16 protein-coding genes are annotated in these 17,453 nt (G+C 71.5%); 10 read left to right on the top strand and 6 right to left on the bottom strand.

Annotation, left to right across the window (positions count from 1 at the left end; genetic code table 11):
• Positions 1-18: 18 nt before the first annotated feature.
• The gene (locus tag ACFYYF_RS04535) at positions 19-2,406 is read right to left on the bottom strand and encodes a Tex family protein (RefSeq protein ID WP_388771310.1); all 2,388 of its coding nucleotides are present in this window, start codon (positions 2,404-2,406) and stop codon (positions 19-21) included.
• Positions 2,407-2,550: 144 nt separating this feature from the next.
• Complete coding sequence (locus tag ACFYYF_RS04530) at positions 2,551-3,417, bottom strand: hypothetical protein (protein ID WP_388771308.1); 867 nt, start codon at positions 3,415-3,417, stop codon at positions 2,551-2,553.
• A gap of 319 nt (positions 3,418-3,736) precedes the next feature.
• Here ACFYYF_RS04530 and ACFYYF_RS04525 point away from each other — a divergent pair, with 319 nt between their 5' ends.
• Together ACFYYF_RS04525 and ACFYYF_RS04520 are read left to right on the top strand one after the other, a co-directional pair.
• Positions 3,737-4,690, top strand: a complete 954-nt coding sequence (locus ACFYYF_RS04525) for a GlxA family transcriptional regulator (RefSeq protein WP_388771305.1) — start codon at positions 3,737-3,739, stop codon at positions 4,688-4,690.
• A gap of 96 nt (positions 4,691-4,786) precedes the next feature.
• Positions 4,787-5,422, top strand: a complete 636-nt coding sequence (locus ACFYYF_RS04520; protein WP_388771303.1) for a DJ-1/PfpI family protein — start codon at positions 4,787-4,789, stop codon at positions 5,420-5,422.
• Positions 5,423-5,471: 49 nt separating this feature from the next.
• On the opposite strand, the gene ACFYYF_RS04515 is transcribed toward ACFYYF_RS04520, so the two are convergent.
• The gene (locus tag ACFYYF_RS04515) at positions 5,472-6,215 is read right to left on the bottom strand and encodes an enoyl-CoA hydratase/isomerase family protein (RefSeq protein WP_388771301.1); all 744 of its coding nucleotides are present in this window, start codon (positions 6,213-6,215) and stop codon (positions 5,472-5,474) included.
• A gap of 299 nt (positions 6,216-6,514) precedes the next feature.
• Here ACFYYF_RS04515 and ACFYYF_RS04510 point away from each other — a divergent pair, with 299 nt between their 5' ends.
• The gene (locus ACFYYF_RS04510; protein ID WP_388771580.1) at positions 6,515-7,015 is read left to right on the top strand and encodes an ATP-binding protein; all 501 of its coding nucleotides are present in this window, start codon (positions 6,515-6,517) and stop codon (positions 7,013-7,015) included.
• Between the two features lie 8 nt (positions 7,016-7,023).
• On the opposite strand, the gene idi is transcribed toward ACFYYF_RS04510, so the two are convergent.
• The 3 genes from idi to galE form a co-directional block, all read right to left on the bottom strand.
• A complete protein-coding gene (gene idi / locus ACFYYF_RS04505; protein WP_361676199.1) occupies positions 7,024-7,617 on the bottom strand; it encodes an isopentenyl-diphosphate Delta-isomerase in 594 nt (197 codons plus the stop codon).
• A gap of 218 nt (positions 7,618-7,835) precedes the next feature.
• Positions 7,836-8,774, bottom strand: a complete 939-nt coding sequence (locus ACFYYF_RS04500; RefSeq protein ID WP_361676196.1) for a cation diffusion facilitator family transporter — start codon at positions 8,772-8,774, stop codon at positions 7,836-7,838.
• A gap of 174 nt (positions 8,775-8,948) precedes the next feature.
• Entirely contained in the window at positions 8,949-9,929 is a 981-nt protein-coding gene (galE, locus tag ACFYYF_RS04495; protein WP_388771297.1) for a UDP-glucose 4-epimerase GalE, read from the bottom strand.
• Positions 9,930-10,246: 317 nt separating this feature from the next.
• Here galE and ACFYYF_RS04490 point away from each other — a divergent pair, with 317 nt between their 5' ends.
• The 7 genes from ACFYYF_RS04490 (at position 10,247) to ACFYYF_RS04460 (ending at position 17,275) form a co-directional block, all read left to right on the top strand.
• Positions 10,247-12,043 (top strand): DUF5941 domain-containing protein, encoded by a 1,797-nt coding sequence (locus tag ACFYYF_RS04490; RefSeq protein ID WP_388771577.1) that lies wholly within the window; start codon positions 10,247-10,249, stop codon positions 12,041-12,043.
• Positions 12,040-12,792, top strand: coding sequence for a phosphocholine cytidylyltransferase family protein (locus tag ACFYYF_RS04485; RefSeq protein WP_361676191.1), 753 nt, complete (start codon positions 12,040-12,042; stop codon positions 12,790-12,792). Before ACFYYF_RS04490 ends, ACFYYF_RS04485 begins: the two co-directional genes overlap by 4 nt.
• Positions 12,780-13,841 carry an iron-containing alcohol dehydrogenase family protein gene (locus tag ACFYYF_RS04480; RefSeq protein ID WP_365493096.1) on the top strand — a complete coding sequence of 354 codons (1,062 nt, stop codon included), beginning with the start codon at positions 12,780-12,782 and terminating at the stop codon, positions 13,839-13,841. Before ACFYYF_RS04485 ends, ACFYYF_RS04480 begins: the two co-directional genes overlap by 13 nt.
• Positions 13,819-14,598: a CDP-alcohol phosphatidyltransferase family protein gene (locus tag ACFYYF_RS04475; RefSeq protein ID WP_388771295.1), complete on the top strand. Its 780-nt coding sequence runs from the start codon at positions 13,819-13,821 to the stop codon at positions 14,596-14,598. The genes ACFYYF_RS04480 and ACFYYF_RS04475 overlap by 23 nt, the downstream gene beginning before the upstream one ends.
• A 35-nt stretch (positions 14,599-14,633) precedes the next feature.
• Positions 14,634-15,479 carry a glycosyltransferase family 2 protein gene (locus tag ACFYYF_RS04470; protein ID WP_388771575.1) on the top strand — a complete coding sequence of 282 codons (846 nt, stop codon included), beginning with the start codon at positions 14,634-14,636 and terminating at the stop codon, positions 15,477-15,479.
• 127 nt (positions 15,480-15,606) lie between these two features.
• A complete protein-coding gene (locus tag ACFYYF_RS04465) occupies positions 15,607-16,503 on the top strand; it encodes an ABC transporter permease (protein WP_361676298.1) in 897 nt (298 codons plus the stop codon).
• The gene (locus ACFYYF_RS04460) at positions 16,496-17,275 is read left to right on the top strand and encodes an ABC transporter ATP-binding protein (RefSeq protein ID WP_361676179.1); all 780 of its coding nucleotides are present in this window, start codon (positions 16,496-16,498) and stop codon (positions 17,273-17,275) included. The genes ACFYYF_RS04465 and ACFYYF_RS04460 overlap by 8 nt, the downstream gene beginning before the upstream one ends.
• The last annotated feature ends 178 nt before the right edge of the window (positions 17,276-17,453 follow it).

Raw genomic sequence — 17,453 nt, 5'->3', positions numbered from 1 at the left:
TCCCGTGTCAGTCCGGTGTCACTTCCGGCCGCGCTCGGGGCCGGTCAGGCCCGCGCGCCGCAGGGCGTCGGCCATGGCGCTGTTCGCCGGCGGCGGAGCCTGCCGGGAGCCGCCCCCGGTGCCCCCGCCCGCACCGCCGCGGCCCTGCCGCTGCTGGCCGCGCTGCTGGGGCGGACGCCCGCCCCGCTGGGACCGGCCGCCGCCGCCCTCGGCCGCCGGAGCCGCCGCCTCGTCGTCCAGCCGGAGCGTCAGCGAGATCCGCTTGCGCGGGATGTCGATGTCCAGGACCTTCACCCGCACGATGTCGCCGGGCTTCACGACGTCCCGCGGGTCCTTGACGAAGGTCTTGGACATCGCGGAGACATGCACGAGCCCGTCCTGGTGGACGCCGATGTCCACGAACGCGCCGAACGCGGCCACGTTCGTGACCACACCCTCCAGGACCATCCCGGCCACCACGTCGGAGATCTTCTCCACGCCCTCCTTGAAGGTGGCCGTCTTGAAGGCGGGACGCGGGTCGCGCCCCGGCTTCTCCAGCTCCTTGAGGATGTCCGTGACGGTCGGCAGACCGAACTTCTCGTCCACGTAGTCGGCCGGCCTCAGCGAGCGCAGCACGCTCGTGTTGCCGATCAGCGACGCGACCTCGCTGCCCGCCGTCTTCACCATCCGCCGCACCACGGGGTACGCCTCGGGGTGCACGCTGGACGCGTCCAGCGGGTCGCTGCCGCCCCGGATGCGCAGGAAGCCCGCGCACTGCTCGTAGGCCTTCGGACCGAGCCGGGCCACGCCCTTGAGGGCCGTACGGGAGGTGAAGGGGCCGTTGGCGTCGCGGTGCGCCACGATGTTCTCGGCGAGGCCGGAGGTGATGCCGGAGACCCGGGCCAGCAGCGGGGCGGAGGCGGTGTTCACGTCCACACCCACGCCGTTCACACAGTCCTCGACGACCGCGTCGAGCGAGCGGGACAGCTTCACCTCGGACAGGTCGTGCTGGTACTGACCGACACCGATCGACTTCGGGTCGATCTTCACCAGCTCCGCCAGCGGGTCCTGGAGCCGGCGCGCGATGGAGACGGCGCCGCGCAGCGACACGTCCATGTCGGGCAGCTCCTGCGAGGCGAACGCGGACGCCGAGTACACCGACGCGCCCGCCTCCGACACCATCACCTTGGTGAGCTTCAGCTCCGGGTGCTTCGTGATCAGCTCACCGGCGAGCTTGTCGGTCTCGCGGGAGGCCGTGCCGTTGCCGATCGCGACCAGCTCGACCGCGTGCTCCTTCGCGAGCCGGGCGAGCTTGGCGATCGCCTCGTCCCACCGGTTGGCCGGGACGTGCGGGTGGATGACGTCCGTGGCGACGACCTTGCCGGTTGCGTCGACGACGGCGACCTTCACGCCCGTACGGAAGCCGGGGTCCAGGCCCAGCGTCGCGCGCGTGCCCGCCGGGGCGGCGAGCAGCAGGTCCCGCAGGTTCGCCGCGAAGACGTCGACCGCCTCGTCCTCGGCGGCGGTGCGCAGCCTCAGACGCATGTCGATGCCGAGGTGCACGAGGATGCGGGTGCGCCACGCCCAGCGGGCGGTGTCGGTCAGCCACTTGTCGCCGGGACGGCCGCGGTCGGCGATGCCGAAACGGTGGGCGACGATCCCCTCGTACGAGGACGGTCCCTCGGTCGCCTCCTCCGGCTCCAGGACGAGATCGAGGACCTCCTCCTTCTCGCCGCGCAGCATGGCGAGGATCCGGTGCGAGGGCAGCGCCTTGAAGGGCTCGGCGAAGTCGAAGTAGTCGGCGAACTTGGCGCCCGCCTCCTCCTTGCCCTCGCGCACCTTGGCGGCGAGCCGTCCGCGCACCCACATGCGCTCGCGCAGCTCGCCGATCAGGTCGGCGTCCTCGGAGAACCGCTCGGTGAGGATCGCCCGGGCGCCGTCCAGGGCGGCCTGCGGGTCGGCGACACCCTTGTCGGCGTCGACGAAGGCCGAAGCCGCGGCCGACGGTTCCACCGACGGGTCGCCGAGCAGGCCCTCGGCCAGCGGCTCCAGGCCCGCCTCGCGCGCGATCTGCGCCTTGGTGCGCCGCTTGGGCTTGAACGGCAGATAGATGTCCTCGAGACGCGCCTTGGTCTCGGCGGCCCTGATCTGCGCCTCCAGCTCCGGGCCGAGCTTGCCCTGCTCGCGCACCGAGTCGAGGATCGCGGCCCGCCGGTCCTCCAGCTCCCGCAGATAGCGCAGCCGCTCCTCGAGGGTGCGCAGCTGCGCATCGTCGAGCATCTCGGTCGCTTCCTTGCGGTAGCGGGCGATGAAGGGCACCGTCGAACCGCCGTCGAGCAAATCGACGGCGGCCTTGACCTGCCGCTCCCGTACACCGAGTTCTTCGGCGATCCTGCCTTCGATGGACCCTACGAGGGGTGTCGTCACGATCCCGTACCGCCTTCTCCACTGAGGTTGCGCGGCAATTGTGGCAGGTGACGCCGACAACGGGGGCCCAGGGCGGCACTCGGAGGGACCGCGCGCCGCGACCGGAGGCGATCCGCGCCCCGCACCCCGCCCGGGCTCGGCCCCTCAGCCCTTGCCGATCATCCCCTCGGGGAACGCGCCTGCGGCGAAGGCCGTCATGAGCAGGGACGTGGTGATCTCGGTGAGCCGTTCGACCCCGGCGGCGCCCAGGTGCTCGTAGGGAGCACGGTCGAGGTGGTCCGTCCGGGCCTCGATGTCCCGGCGCAGGTCCGCACCGTCCGCCGTCAGCTCGCCGTCCGCGTCGAGCAGCCCGCGCTCGCGCAGCCGTCCGGAAGCCGCCTCCCAGTCCTGCCGGGACCAGCCGCGGGTGCCCAGCACCCACTGGGGCACCATGCCCTTGCCGGTCGCGGTGTGACTCACCAGGGCCTCCACCGGGTCGAGCCCGGCGTCGAGCAGCACCGCGAGATGGCCGTCGCCCCGGTGCTCGCGCAGCAGGGTGGCCGCGTGCCACAGCGCCAGGTGCGGTGCCTCGGGCACGGGGAGGTCCGCGTGCGCGGCGTACAGCGGGCGGGCGGTGCGGGTGCACGCCTCGGCCGCGCGCAGCGCGAGCTTCGCCGCCTCGGCCACCTCCCCGGAGGCGACGACGTCCTCGCCGAGCAGCCGCCTGAGCGTCGCGTCCACGGCACGCAGACGTGCCGCGAGCACCGTCTCGGGAGAAGCGGTCCGCCATACGGCGGGCACATGCCCGGCGACGAGTTCGTGCCGGAAGTTGAAGAACGTCGCCGTCACCGTGCCCGCGCCGACCGCGCCCATCGCGGCGGCCCGCACCGCGAAGTACGCGCTCCGCTCGTTCCCGACGCCGACCGCGGCCAGCTCACGGCCCAGATCCGGGGAGAAGTAGTGCGTGGAGTGCAGCGGGTTGAGGACGTTGTGGCAGCGCCGTCCGGCGCGCTCCGGCAGTGGAGGGGTCATGCCCCGCACATTACCGACTGGTTGGTATGTCGTGAACACCCCGGTCCTGATCCGGTCCCGATCCATCCCGATCCGGCCTCGAACCGCCCCCGACCCGGCCTCGAACGCCCCCGATCCGGCCTCGAACGCCCCCGATCGGGCCTCGAACCGCCCCCGATCCAACCCCGATCCAACCCCGATCCGGCCTCGAACCGTCCCCAGGTCGGTCCCCGATCCGGCCTCGAACCGTCCCCAGATCGGTCCCCGATCCGGCCTCGATGGCAGGAAAGGTGGGTTCCTCGTCATTGCGGCCATCCGTGCACCGGCCGAGAATCGGGACATGCGAACGGTCCTGATCGTCCTCTTCGACGGCGTGCAGAGCCTCGACGTCACCGGCCCCCTGGAGGTGTTCGCCGGCGCCGAGACCCTTCGCGGTGGTTCGTACGGCATCCGCACGGCCTCCCCGGACGGCGCCCGGGTCCGCACCTCCAGCGGCCTCGTCCTGGTCCCGGATCTGGCGCTTGCCGACGCGCCGGACCCGCACACCCTGCTGGTTCCCGGCGGCAGCGGCACCCGGCGCCCGGATCCCTCGCTGATCGACTGGCTGCGTGCCCACGGACCGCGCGCCGAGCGCCTGGTCTCGGTGTGCACCGGCGCCGGACTGCTCGCGGCGGCGGGCCTGCTCGACGGCCGGCGCGCGACGACCCACTGGGCCCACTGCGACCGGCTCGCCCGCGACCACCCGGCGGTCACCGTCGAACCCGACCCCATCTACGTGCGCGACGGCAACGTGGCCACGTCGGCGGGTGTCACCTCCGGCATCGACCTGGCCCTCGCCCTCGTGGAGGACGACCTGGGCCGTGACGCCGCCCTCACCATCGCCCGCCACCTCGTCGTCTTCCTGCGAAGACCGGGCAACCAGGCCCAGTTCAGCGCCCAGCTCGCCGCCCAGACCGCCCGGCGCGAACCGCTGCGCGAGGTCCAGCAGTGGATCTCCGAGCATCCGGGCGACGACCTGAGCGTCGACTCGCTCGCGCTCCGCGCCCGTCTCTCGCCCCGCCACTTCGCCCGGGCCTTCCGGACGGAGACGGGCACGACGCCCGGCCGGTACGTCGAGCGCGTACGCCTGGAGCACGCCCGCCGTCTCCTGGAGGACACCGCGGACGGCATCGAGGAGGTCTCCCGGGCGTCCGGCTACGGCACGCCCGAAGCCATGCGCCGCGCCTTCCTGAAGTTCCTCGGCTCGGCCCCCGCGGAGTACCGCCGCCGCTTCCACCCGGCCCCCACCGCCTGACATCCGACCGCCTGACGCCCCACCGCTCGGCACCCGGCACACCGTCGCCACCCGGCGCACCGTCGCCGCGCCGCCGCCCGCGCCGAAAGGATCCCGATGCAGATCGCCATCGTCCTCTACGACCGCTTCACCGCCCTGGACGCCGTGGGCCCCTACGAGACCCTCGGCCGGCTCCCCGACGCCGACACCGTCTTCGTCGCCGAGCGCACGGGCCCGGTCCGTTCCGACACCGGCCGGCTCGCGCTGATCGCGGACAGGAGCCTCGCGGAGGTGCCGCACCCGGACATCGTCGTCGTGCCGGGAGGTCCTGGCCAGAGTGACCAGATGGACAACCCGGTCCTGCTCGACTGGCTGCGGGCGGCCGACGCCACCAGCCTCTGGACGACCTCGGTGTGCACCGGGTCCCTGCTGCTGGCCGCGGCGGGGCTCCTGGAGGGACGCCGCGCCACCTCCCACTGGCTGGCACTCGCTCAGTTGGAGCGCTTCGGCGCGAAGCCGACGGGGGAGCGGGTCGTGTCCGACGGCCACTACGTGACGTCGGCCGGTGTCTCCTCGGGCATCGACATGGGCCTGACCCTGCTCGGACGGATCGCCGGGGACGAACACGCCCAGGCCGTGCAGCTCCTGACGGAGTACGACCCGCAGCCGCCCTACGACGCGGGGTCCCCGGAGAAGGCGCCCGCGCACCTCGTCGAGGAGTTCCGGGGCAGGAGCCGGTTCATCCTGTCGTAGAGCCGGCCTCCCCGTGGCGCTCACGGCGCCCCGGGAGCCGGGCGGGTCCTCAGGGAGTCCAGGTGAAGTGCGGCTGCCTGCGTTCGAGGAAGGCGGCGACCCCCTCCGCCGTGTCGCCGCCGGCGCGTGCCTGCCGCGTCCAGTGGGCGTCACGGTCGGTGCGCCCGTTCACGAACTCCTTGGCCGCGGCCTGGGTCAGCAGCGAACGCGCGGCCAGGACGCGGGTGAACTCCGCGACCCGCTTGTCGAGTTCGCCCTCGGGCAGCACCTCGTCCACGAGCCCGGTGCGCAGTGCGCGCTCGGTGTCGATCAACTCGCCCGAGAACAGGAGGTACTTGGCGGCGGACGGTCCCACCAGTGCCGCCAGCCTCCGCGTGGAGGAGGCCGGGTAGACGATGCCGAGCTTCGCCGGAGTCACCCCGAACAGCGAGCCCTCCTGCGCGAAGCGCAGATCGCAGGCGGCTGCCAGCTGGGACCCGCCGCCCACGCAGTAGCCGCGGATCGCGGCCAGCGTCGGCTTGGGGAACGCGGCGAGGGCCTCCTCGGCGAGGACGGCGAGGCCCTGGGCCTCCTCCGGCGACTCGCGCAGCGTCGAGATGTCCGCCCCGGCGCAGAACGTGCCGCCCTCGCCGGTGAGCACGAGCGCGTGCACGTCGGCGCGCGCGCCCAGAACGTTCAGCAGCGGCGGCAGCGCCCGCCACATCGGCGTCGTCATGGCGTTCCGCTTGGCGGGGTGGTGGATGACGACGGTGGCGACCCCGTCGCCGACGTGGTGCAACAGCTGCGGCTCCATACGCCGGATGCTATCCGGCGCGGCCGGCCGGACTTCGATCATGGTCCCGGGTCGCCATCGAGGGCGGCGCGGCGGCGCGGAACGAACCGGGACGGTCGGGGGGCAAACCCGTACAACCCGAAGAGTTTCGGAAGGTGCCACGAAAACGACAAGGTCTGTCGTGAACTTGGCTTTCTTTGACATTTTCGATCATAAATCGGCGATAATTGCTGACTTCTGTTCAGTCAACCGGTACGGACCGGCGCATTACCAACACTCGACGTGTGGTGACAATCGAGCGCAAGGGTGGCGACCGGACGATGGAGAACCTCGGGCGCGGGTCCGACCCGAGCCCCGAAGGCGGAGTCGCGACTCCCGACGTCAGATCGCCCGGACCGCTGCCGTACGAGGGGGTGTGGCGGTTCACCGCCACCGCCGTCGACGCCTCTGTGCCGCAGGCGCGGCACGCCGTCCGTGATCTGCTGGTCCGCCAAGAGGTGCCGGTCTCGGACGATGTCGTTCAGGGACTGCTGTTGATCGTCTCCGAACTGGTCACGAACGCCGTCAAGCACGCGGCACTTCTGTCGCCGATGCTCGCGGTGGAGGTCGCGGTCGGCGCCGACTGGGTGCGGGTGTCCGTCGAGGACGACCACCCCTACCGCCCGACCGCCCTGGAGGCCGACTACGGCCAGACCGGAGGCCGGGGTCTGCTGCTGGTGCGCGAGGTCACCCGGGAATTCGGCGGAGGGTGCGACGTCGAGTACACCGCGGGCGGCGGCAAGGTGATCTGGGCCGCCCTGCCGCTCGCCCCGAACGTCTGAGCGTTCCGCTACCAGCCCGCGGACGGACCCGTCAGCTCCCGCATCGCCGGACGGGCCGCGTCCAGCACCGTCATGAACCACGCCGAGAAGGGGTCCCTCGCGTGCCGCTCCGCCAGCTCGGCGGCGGTCACGAAGGCCGTCGAGCCGACCTCCTCCGGGTCGGGCCGCGGCGCGGACTGCACCATCCCGACGAACAGGTGGTTGTACTCCTGCTCCACCAGGCCCGAGTCCGGGTCCGGGTGGTTGTAACGGACCGTGCCCGCCTCGGCGAGCAGCGTCGGCGACACCCCGAGCTCCTCGTACGTCCGCCGGGCCGCCGCCGCGAAGGGCGCCTCGCCCGGGTAGGGGTGGCCGCAGCAGGTGTTCGACCAGACGCCGGGGGAGTGGTACTTGCCGAGCGCGCGCTGCTGCAGCAGCAGCCGGCCCTGCTCGTCGAAGAGGAACACCGAGAACGCCCGGTGGAGCTGCCCCGGGGGCTGGTGGGCCGCGAGCTTCTCCGCCGTACCGATCGTGTTGCCGTCCTCGTCGACCAGTTCCAGCAAGATCGCTTCAGCGGTGCCGTTCGACGAACTGTGCGTCGCGGTGGCAGGTGTGATCGGCATACCCATCCTTCGCATCGGTTTTCAGGGCCAAGTCTGCCGTACGAAACCGGCACTCCCGGCACTTCGCGACTCTCCGCATGTCCCGCCCCGGTGTCCCGGGCCGGGACACCGGGCCCACGCGGGTCGGACGCCGAACGCGGCCGGATACCTGAGCGTGCCCGGCGCCACCGGCACGGAATCGTCGAGGACGCGGGCCGGCGAGGGCGAGCCGCGGACCGTCAGTGGCAGAGCTTCGCCTCGTGCTCCGCGTGTCCGCTCGGTTCGAGCTGGAACGTGCAGTGCTCGACGTCGAAGTGGACGCCCAGACAGCCCTGGAGCTCGTGCAGCATCTTCTCGTGGCCGATCGCGTTCAGGACGTCGGAGCTGACGACCACGTGCGCGGAGAGCACCGGCATCCCGGAGGTGATGGTCCAGGCGTGCAGGTCGTGGATGTCCTCGACCCCGTCCAGGGCCAGGATGTGGGAGCGCACCTCCGCCATGTCGACCCCCTTGGGCGCCGCCTCCAGGAGCACGTCGAGCGTCTCCTGGAGCAGCTTCCAGGTCCGCGGGACGATCATCAGCGCGATGGCGATCGAGGCGATCGGGTCGGCCGCCTGCCAGCCGGTCGTCATGATCACCACGGCGGCGAGGATGACCGCCACCGAACCCAGCGCGTCCGCCGCGACCTCCAGGAACGCGCCGCGCACGTTCAGGCTGTCCTTCTGCCCGCGCATCAGCAGCGTCAGCGAGACCGTGTTGGCGACCAGGCCGAACACACCGAACGCGATCGTCAGGCCGCCGTGGGTGTCCGCCGGTGTGATGAAGCGCTGGATCGCCTCGACGAGCACGTAGCCGCCGACGACGAGCAGCAGCAGACAGTTGGCGAGCGCGGCGAGGATCTCGGCCCGGGCGTAGCCGAAGGTGCGCTTCTCGCTCGGCGGGCGCGCGGCGAAGTGGATCGCGAGCAGGGCCATGCCCAGTCCCAGCGCGTCCGTGGCCATGTGCGCCGCGTCCGCGACGAGCGCGAGCGAATCGGCGAGGAGACCGCCGACGATCTCGACGACCATGACGGTGAGCGTGATCGCCAGCGCGACGCGCAGCCTCCCCCGGTACGCGGCCGTCGCCGTACCGGCCGGGGGAGCGCCGTGCGCGTGCCCGTGGTCGTGCCCAGCCCCCATGAACGCCGCCTCCTGTTGTCCGCCCGGGTCTTCCGCTCGGGTTCTCCGCCCGGGATTTCCGCTCGGTCGTGCCAGTCAACTACGGGTGGGGGGTATCGGGCAACGCGGCACTGAACACCGTTGTCATATGCTCTGACCTGCGGAAATGATCAGCAGGTCAGAGCACTGACGAGATCACGCGCCGGCTGCCTCCGGGTGGTGCAGCAGCCAGCCCCGCCACGCCGACTCCACCATCTCGCGGACCCCTCGCCGCGCGCTCCAGTCCAGCTCGGCGGCGGCCAGAGCGGCCGACGCGACCGCCCGGGGGGCGTCGCCGGGGCGGCGCGGTTCGACGAGGGGCGCCGCCGGGTCTCCGGTGACCTCGGCGATGAGCGTGACGAGTTCCCGTACGGAGACCCCCTCGCCCCGGCCGATGTTCACCGTCAGATCACCGCTCGCCCCGTCCGTCAGCCGCCGGGCCGCCGCGAGGTGCGCCTCGGCGAGGTCGGCGACATGGATGTAGTCGCGTACGCAGGTGCCGTCCGGCGTCGGGTAGTCGTCGCCGAAGATCCGCGGGGCCTCGCCGCGGGTGAGGCGGTCGAACACCATGGGGACGATGTTGAAGATCCCGGTGTCGGCGAGCTCCGGCGAGGCCGCGCCGGCCACGTTGAAGTAGCGCAGGCACACGGTGGCGATGCCGTGCGCCCGGCCCGCCGCCCGTACCAGCCACTCGCCCGCGAGCTTCGTCTCGCCGTAGGGGCTCATGGGGGCGCAGGGGGTGCCCTCCGTGATGAGGTCCACATCGGGGTTGCCGTAGACCGCCGCCGACGAGGAGAACACGAACCGCTTCACACCCGCCCCGGCCACCGCGTCGAGGAGCGTCGCGAGGCCGCCCACGTTCTCCTGGTAGTAGCGGGTCGGCTCCGCCACGGACTCGCCGACCTGCTTGCGGGCGGCCAGGTGCACCACGCCCGTGATCGAGTGCTCGGTCAGGACCCGCTTGAGCAGATCACCGTCCAGCGACGACCCCTGGACGAGGGGGATGTTCTCCGGAAGCCGGTTCGGGATCCCCGACGACAGGTCGTCGAGGGCGACGACGCGCTCCCCGGCCTCCGCCATCGCCCGCGCCACGTGTGCCCCGATGTATCCGGCTCCGCCTGTGATCAGCCATGTCATGGACGACCACCTTATGCGGGCCCGGCACCGCGTCCGCTCCGCGCCGCTTCGACGGGGCCGGGGTGCGCCGCGCCGTGCCGGGAATGTGCCGGTCCGCGCCTCCGCGCTTGTGACCCGGGCCCGTGATCACCGATGATGATCGCGCCGCCGCCGGACAAAATCGGTTGATCGGGCCGTGAACGGGCGGTGAACGCCCGCTTCCATTCATCCGATAGCCTCTGCCGACATGCCGCCGGGGCCGCCGCCGTGGACCGGGGGCCATCCCATCACGTACACGCCGGACGCCAGGTCGCGCCGGCACCCAGGGAGTGAGTTCGCTGCCGACCGCCATCCTCACCGGCCAGCCGGTCCCCGGGTCGTCGCTCGAAGGCGATCTGCGGTCGCTCGGCTTCGACGTGCGTCCCGCGGCCGACGCGGCCCAGACCGAGACCCTGCTCGCCGTCGTGCCGGCGAACGAGCGGGTCGCCGTCGTGGACTCCCGCTTCGTCGGGCATGTGCACGCCCTGCGTCTCGGCCTGACCGACCCCCGCTTCGCGGCCTCCGCCATTCCTGGCGCCGTGTCCGTGCAGCCGGAGGCCCGGCGGGCCCTGACCCGCGCCGTGACCCGGGAGACCGTCGCCGCCGGCAACGCCGCCGCTGCCCCGGACGACCTCGTCGAGCGCCTCGGCGAGGCACTCGAGGCGGACGACCTCTCCGTGCACCGCCCGGAGCTCGGCACGCTCGTCGCCGCGGTCCCCGCCGACCCGCAGGAGCGCAACGGCGTCCGGCAGGCCGTCCTGGCCGTCGACGACGAGGCCGTACGGCTGCGCAGTGCCGTCAAGGCCCGCGACGGCTTCTTCACCACGTACTGCATCAGCCCGTACTCGCGCTACATCGCCCGCTGGTGCGCCCGCCGCGGCCTGACCCCCAACCAGGTCACCACCGCGTCGCTGATCACCGCGCTGATCGCCGCGGGCTGCGCCGCCACCGGCACCCGGCTCGGCTTCGTCGTGGCCGGTCTGCTGCTGCTGTTCTCCTTCGTCCTCGACTGCACGGACGGACAGCTCGCCCGCTACTCCCTGCAGTACTCGACCCTCGGCGCCTGGCTGGACGCGACCTTCGACCGCGCCAAGGAGTACGCCTACTACGCGGGACTCGCGCTCGGCGCGGCCCGCGGCGGCGACGACGTGTGGGCGCTCGCGCTCGGCGCGATGATCCTCCAGACCTGCCGGCACGTCGTGGACTTCTCCTTCAACGAGGCGAACCACGACGCCACCGCCAACACCAGCCCCACCGCCGCCCTCTCAGACAAGCTCGACAGCGTCGGCTGGACGGTCTGGGTGCGCCGGATGATAGTCCTGCCCATCGGCGAACGATGGGCGATGATCGCCGTCCTGACGGCGCTGACGACCCCCCGCATCACCTTCTACGCGCTGCTCGCCGGCTGCGCCTTCGCCGCGACCTACACCACGGCGGGCCGCGTCCTGCGCTCGCTCACCCGCAAGGCGAGCCGCACGGACCGCGCGGCCGGGGCCCTGGTGGACCTCACCGACTCCGGCGCGCTCGCCGAGTACCTGACCCGCCACGCGGGCCGCCTCCCGCGCATCGCCCCGGCCGTGGTCGCCCTCGTCGCCGGAGCGGTCGTCGTGACATCCGCCGCACTCGCGCCGTACGGAAGCTGGCTGCCCGTGCTGGGCGCCGCCGTGTACGTCCTGCTGTCGCCGGCCGCCCTGCTCAGGCCCCTCAAGGGCGCCCTCGACTGGCTGGTCCCGCCGTTCTACCGCGCGGCCGAGTACCTCACCGTCCTGGCACTCGCGGTCCACGCCGGGGTGAACGGGGCGCTTCCGGCGGCTTTCGGCCTGGTGGCCGCGGTCGCCTACCATCACTACGACACGGTGTACCGCATTCGCGGAAACGCCGGAGCCCCCCCGCACTGGCTGGTGCGGGCGATCGGCGGGCACGAAGGCAGGACGCTGCTGGTCACCGTCCTGGCCGCGCTGCTCACCGCCGCACAGTTCAAGGTCGCGCTCACGGCACTCGCCGTGGCCGTGGCGCTGCTGGTGCTCGTCGAGAGCATCCGCTTCTGGGTGTCCTCCGGGGCGCCCGCCGTACACGATGAAGGAGAACCCGCATGATCGGCCTCGTGCTGGCGGCCGGCGCCGGACGGCGTCTGCGCCCCTACACCGACAGCCTCCCGAAGGCTCTCGTGCCGGTGGGCCCCGCGGGCATAGAGGACTCCATCACGGTCCTGGACCTGACCCTCGGCAACTTCGCCGAGATCGGCCTGACCGAGGTCGGCATCATCGTCGGCTACCGCAAGGAAGCCGTCTACGACCGCAAGGCCGCCCTCGAGGAGAAGTACGGCCTCAAGATCACCCTCATCGACAACGACAAGGCCGAGGAGTGGAACAACGCCTACTCCCTGTGGTGCGGACGTGACGCCCTCAAGGACGGCGTGATCCTCGCCAACGGCGACACCGTGCACCCGGTCTCCGTCGAGCGCACCCTGCTCGACGCCCGCGGCGACGGCAAGAAGATCATCCTCGCCCTCGACACGGTGAAGAAGCTCGCCGACGAGGAGATGAAGGTCGTCGTGGACCCCGACAAGGGCGTCCAGAAGATCACCAAGCTCATGGAGCCGTCCGAGGCCACCGGTGAGTACATCGGTGTGACCCTCATCGAGGGCGCCGCCGCCGCCGAGCTGGCCGACGCCCTGAAGACGGTGTGGGAGACCGACCCGCAGCAGTTCTACGAGCACGGCTACCAGGAGCTCGTCAACCGCGGCTTCCGTATCGACGTCGCGCCGATCGGCGAGGTCAAGTGGGTCGAGATCGACAACCACGACGACCTCGCCAAGGGACGTGAGATCGCGTGCCAGTACTGACGAGGCTCATCCCCTCGCCGGTCGTCGTCGACATCCGTCCCGGTGCCCTGGACGACCTGGCGAGCGTGCTCAGCGACGAGCGCATCTCGCACTCGGGCAAGCTGGCCATCGCGGTCAGCAACGGCTCGGGCGCCCGGCTGCGCGACCGCATCGCCCCGGCCCTGCCCGGAGCGAGCTGGTACGAGGTCGGCGGCGGAACGCTCGACGACGCCATCCGGCTGGCCGGCGACATAAGGGCCGGGCACTACGACGCGGTCGTGGGCCTGGGCGGCGGCAAGATCATCGACTGCGCCAAGTTCGCCGCGGCGCGGGTCGGGCTGCCGCTGGTCGCGGTGCCCACGAACCTCGCGCACGACGGACTGTGCTCGCCGGTCGCCACCCTCGACAACGACGCGGGCCGCGGCTCCTACGGTGTGCCGAACCCGATCGCCGTGGTCATCGACCTCGACGTGATCCGTGAGGCGCCGGTCCGGTTCGTCCGGGCGGGCATCGGGGACGCCGTCTCCAACATCAACGCGATCGCGGACTGGGAGCTGTCCAACCGCGTCACGGGCGAGAAGATCGACGGACTGGCCGCCGCCATGGCGCGCCAGGCGGGCGAGGCCGTGCTCAGGCACCCCGGAGGGGTCGGCGACAACGACTTCCTCCAGGTGCTCGCCGAGGCGCTCGTCCTCACCGGCATCGCGATGTCGATCTCGGGCGACTCCCGTCCGGCCTCCGGCTCCTGCCACGAGATCAACCACGCCTTCGACCTGCTCTTCCCCCGGCGCGCGGCGAGCCACGGCGAGCAGTGCGGCCTGGGCGCGGCCTTCGCGATGTATCTGCGCGGCGCCCACGAGGACGCGGCGTTCATGGCCGAGGTGCTGAGGCGGCACGGCCTGCCGGTGCTGCCCGAGGAGATCGGCTTCACCGTGGACGAGTTCGTGCAGGTCGTGGAGTTCGCTCCGCAGACCAGGCCCGGCCGCTACACGATCCTCGAACATCTCGACCTGAAAACCCACCAGATCAAGGACATCTACTCCGACTATGCCAAGGCCATCGGTAGCTGAACTCCGCCCCGTCGTTCATCCCCCCGGGGTGAAGGACCGGCGCAGCGGTGAGCACTGGGCGGGACGCCTGTACATGCGAGAGATCTCGCTGCGCTGCGACCGCTACCTGGTGAACACCAGGATCACGCCCAACCAGCTCACGTACCTGATGACCGTCTGCGGCGTGCTCGCGGCCCCCGCACTGCTGGTGCCGGGGATCGCGGGCGCGGTGCTGGGCGTGGTGATGGTCCAGCTCTATCTGCTGCTCGACTGCGTCGACGGCGAGATCGCGCGCTGGAAGAAGCAGTACTCGCTCGGCGGGGTCTACCTCGACCGCGTCGGCGCCTATCTCACCGACGCGGCCGTCCTCGTCGGCCTCGGTCTGCGCGCCGCGGACCTGTGGGGCAGTGGGCGCGTCGACTGGCTGTGGGCCTTCCTCGGCACCCTGGCCGCCCTCGGCGCGATCCTGATCAAGGCGGAGACCGACCTCGTCGGCGTCGCCCGCCACCAGGGCGGGCTGCCGCCGGTCCAGGAGTCCGCAGCCGAGCCCCGCTCCTCGGGCGTGGCGCTGGCCCGCAGGGCCGCCGCGGCGCTCAAGTTCCACCGGCTGATCCTCGGCATCGAGGCGTCCCTGCTGATCCTGGTCCTCGCCGTCGCGGACCAGATCCGGGGAGACCTGTTCTTCACCCGGCTCGGCACCGCCGTGCTCGCCGGCATCGCGCTCCTGCAGACCGTGCTGCACCTGGTGTCCATCCTCGCCTCGAGCAGGCTCAAGTGAGTGCGGCGGCCAAGGTCGGCGCGGTGATCATCACCATGGGCAACCGCCCCGACGAGCTCAGGGCCCTGCTCGACTCCGTCGCCAAGCAGGACGGCGACCGCGTCGAGGTGGTCGTGGTCGGCAACGGCTCACCCGTCCCGGACGTCCCCGCGGGGGTCCGGACGGTCGAGCTGCCCGAGAACCTCGGCATCCCCGGCGGCCGCAACGTGGGCATCGAGGCCTTCGGCCCCGGCGGCACCGACGTGGACGTCCTGCTCTTCCTGGACGACGACGGTCTGCTGGCCCACCACGACACGGCCGAGCTGTGCCGCCGGGCCTTCGCCGACGACCCGGAGCTCGGGATCATCAGCTTCCGCATCGCCGACCCCGGCACCGGGGAGACCCAGCGCCGCCACGTGCCGAGGCTGCGCGCCGCCGACCCGATGCGCTCCTCGCGCGTCACCACGTTCCTCGGCGGCGCCAACGCGGTCCGTACGAAGGTCCTCGCCGAGGTCGGCGGACTCCCGGACGCGTTCTTCTACGCCCACGAGGAGACCGACCTGGCCTGGCGGGCCCTCGACGCCGGCTGGATGATCGACTACCGCTCCGACATGGTGCTGTACCACCCGACGACCGCCCCCTCGCGGCACGCGGTGTACCACCGGATGGTGGCCCGCAACCGCGTCTGGCTCGCGCGCCGAAACCTTCCCGCACCGCTCGTCCCGGTCTATCTCGGCGTCTGGATGCTCCTGACGCTGCTGCGCCGCCCCTCGCGGGCCGCGCTGCGGGCCTGGTTCGGCGGATTCTGGGAAGGCTGGAGGAGTCCGTGCGGACCGAGGCGTCCCATGCGGTGGCGCACGGTGTGGCGGCTGACCCGACTGGGCCGGCCTCCGGTCATCTGACAAGCTCGATCCTGAGAGCACCCGGGAACCACCCGGACCCCGGTTCGTGCCGGCGTCCGGCCGGCCGTGCGCCTCTCGAAGACGAAAGTATCCCCTTGTGAGTACGACGCATGACGGCGGCATCGCGGTGAGCGACCGACCTTCGCCCGACGACGGGCTGTCCGCGGCCGACCTGGCCGCCAAGTACGGCCTCGCGGTCAGCGGCGCCCGGCCCGGACTGGCCCAGTACGTCCGTCAGCTCTGGGGCCGGCGGCACTTCATCCTCGCCTTCTCGCAGGCGAAGCTCACCGCCCAGTACAGCCAGGCCAAGCTGGGCCAGCTCTGGCAGGTCGTGACGCCGCTGCTCAACGCGGCCGTCTACTACCTGATCTTCGGGCTGATCCTGCAGGCCGACCGCGGGATGTCGCACGACGTGTACATCCCGTTCCTGGTGACCGGTGTCTTCGTCTTCACCTTCACGCAGAGCTCGATCATGGCGGGTGTCCGGGCGATCTCGGGCAACCTGGGACTCGTGCGCGCGCTGCACTTCCCGCGTGCCTCGCTGCCGGTGTCGTTCGCGCTCCAGCAGCTCCAGCAGCTGCTCTTCTCGATGATCGTGCTGTTCGTCGTGGCGATCGGCTTCGGCAGCTACCCGGGCCTGTCCTGGCTGCTGATCGTCCCGGTGCTGTTCCTCCAGTTCCTGTTCAACACCGGCCTCGCGCTGATCGTCGCGCGGATGGGCGCCAAGACGCCCGACCTCGCCCAGCTCATGCCGTTCCTCCTGCGCACCTGGATGTACGCGTCCGGTGTCATGTTCTCCATCAGCACCATGCTGGAAGGCCGCCCCGAGTGGATCGCCCGGGTGCTCCAGGCGAACCCGGCCGCCGTCTACATGGACCTGATGCGCTTCGCGCTCATCGACGGCTACGGAGCATCCAACCTGCCCCCGCACGTGTGGGGCATCGCCGTCTTCTGGGCCGTGGTCACCGCCGTCGGTGGTTTCGTCTACTTCTGGAAGGCTGAAGAGAGGTACGGCCGTGGCTGAGCTCGACAAGAGGTCGCACATCCCGACCGTCATCGCGGACGAGCTGCACATCGTCTACCGCGTGAACGGCGCCAAGACCGGCAAGGGCAGCGCCACGGCCGCCCTCAGCCGCATCGTCAAGCGCGGCGAGGAACGCGGGGTGCGCAAGGTGCACGCCGTCCGGGGTGTCTCCTTCACCGCCTACCGCGGCGAGGCCATCGGCCTGATCGGCTCGAACGGCTCCGGCAAGTCCACCCTCCTGCGGGCCATCGCCGGTCTGCTGCCCGCCGAGAAGGGCAAGGTCTACACCGACGGCCAGCCCTCGCTGCTCGGCGTGAACGCGGCCCTGATGAACGATCTGACCGGCGAGCGGAACGTCATCCTGGGCGGTCTCGCCATGGGCATGTCCCGTGAGCAGATCAAGGAGCGCTACGAGGAGATCGTGGACTTCTCGGGCATCAACGAGAAGGGCGACTTCATCACCCTGCCGATGCGGACGTACAGCTCCGGCATGGCGGCGAGGCTGCGCTTCTCGATCGCGGCGGCGAAGGACCACGACGTGCTGATGATCGACGAGGCTCTGGCGACCGGTGACCGCTCCTTCCAGAAGCGCTCCGAGGCCCGCATCCGCGAGCTGCGCAAGAGCGCGGGCACGGTGTTCCTGGTCAGCCACAACAACAAGTCGATCCGCGACACCTGCGACCGCGTGCTGTGGCTGGAGCGCGGCGAGCTGCGCATGGACGGCCCGACCGAGGACGTCCTCAAGGAGTACGAGAAGTTCACGGGCAAGTAGCCCGATTCGCCCAGGGCCCCGCCGGAACTCTCCGGCGGGGCCCTGCGTCTGCAAAGGAAACGCCAACTCCCGTCGGCGCAAGGAATCTTGACGCCAATCGGTGTGTTGTTGTGATGTGCAGGACACCCCGGCGGAGTGTGCCGCGTTGTACAACGTAAGCTGTACCGGTGCTGAATCG

Source organism: Streptomyces sp. NPDC001914 (assembly GCF_042891215.1).
In the GTDB taxonomy this organism is placed as follows: Bacteria; Actinomycetota; Actinomycetes; order Streptomycetales; family Streptomycetaceae; genus Streptomyces.
Note: the sequence above shows the minus strand (reverse complement) of the source record. Positions and strands in the feature narration are given on the sequence as shown.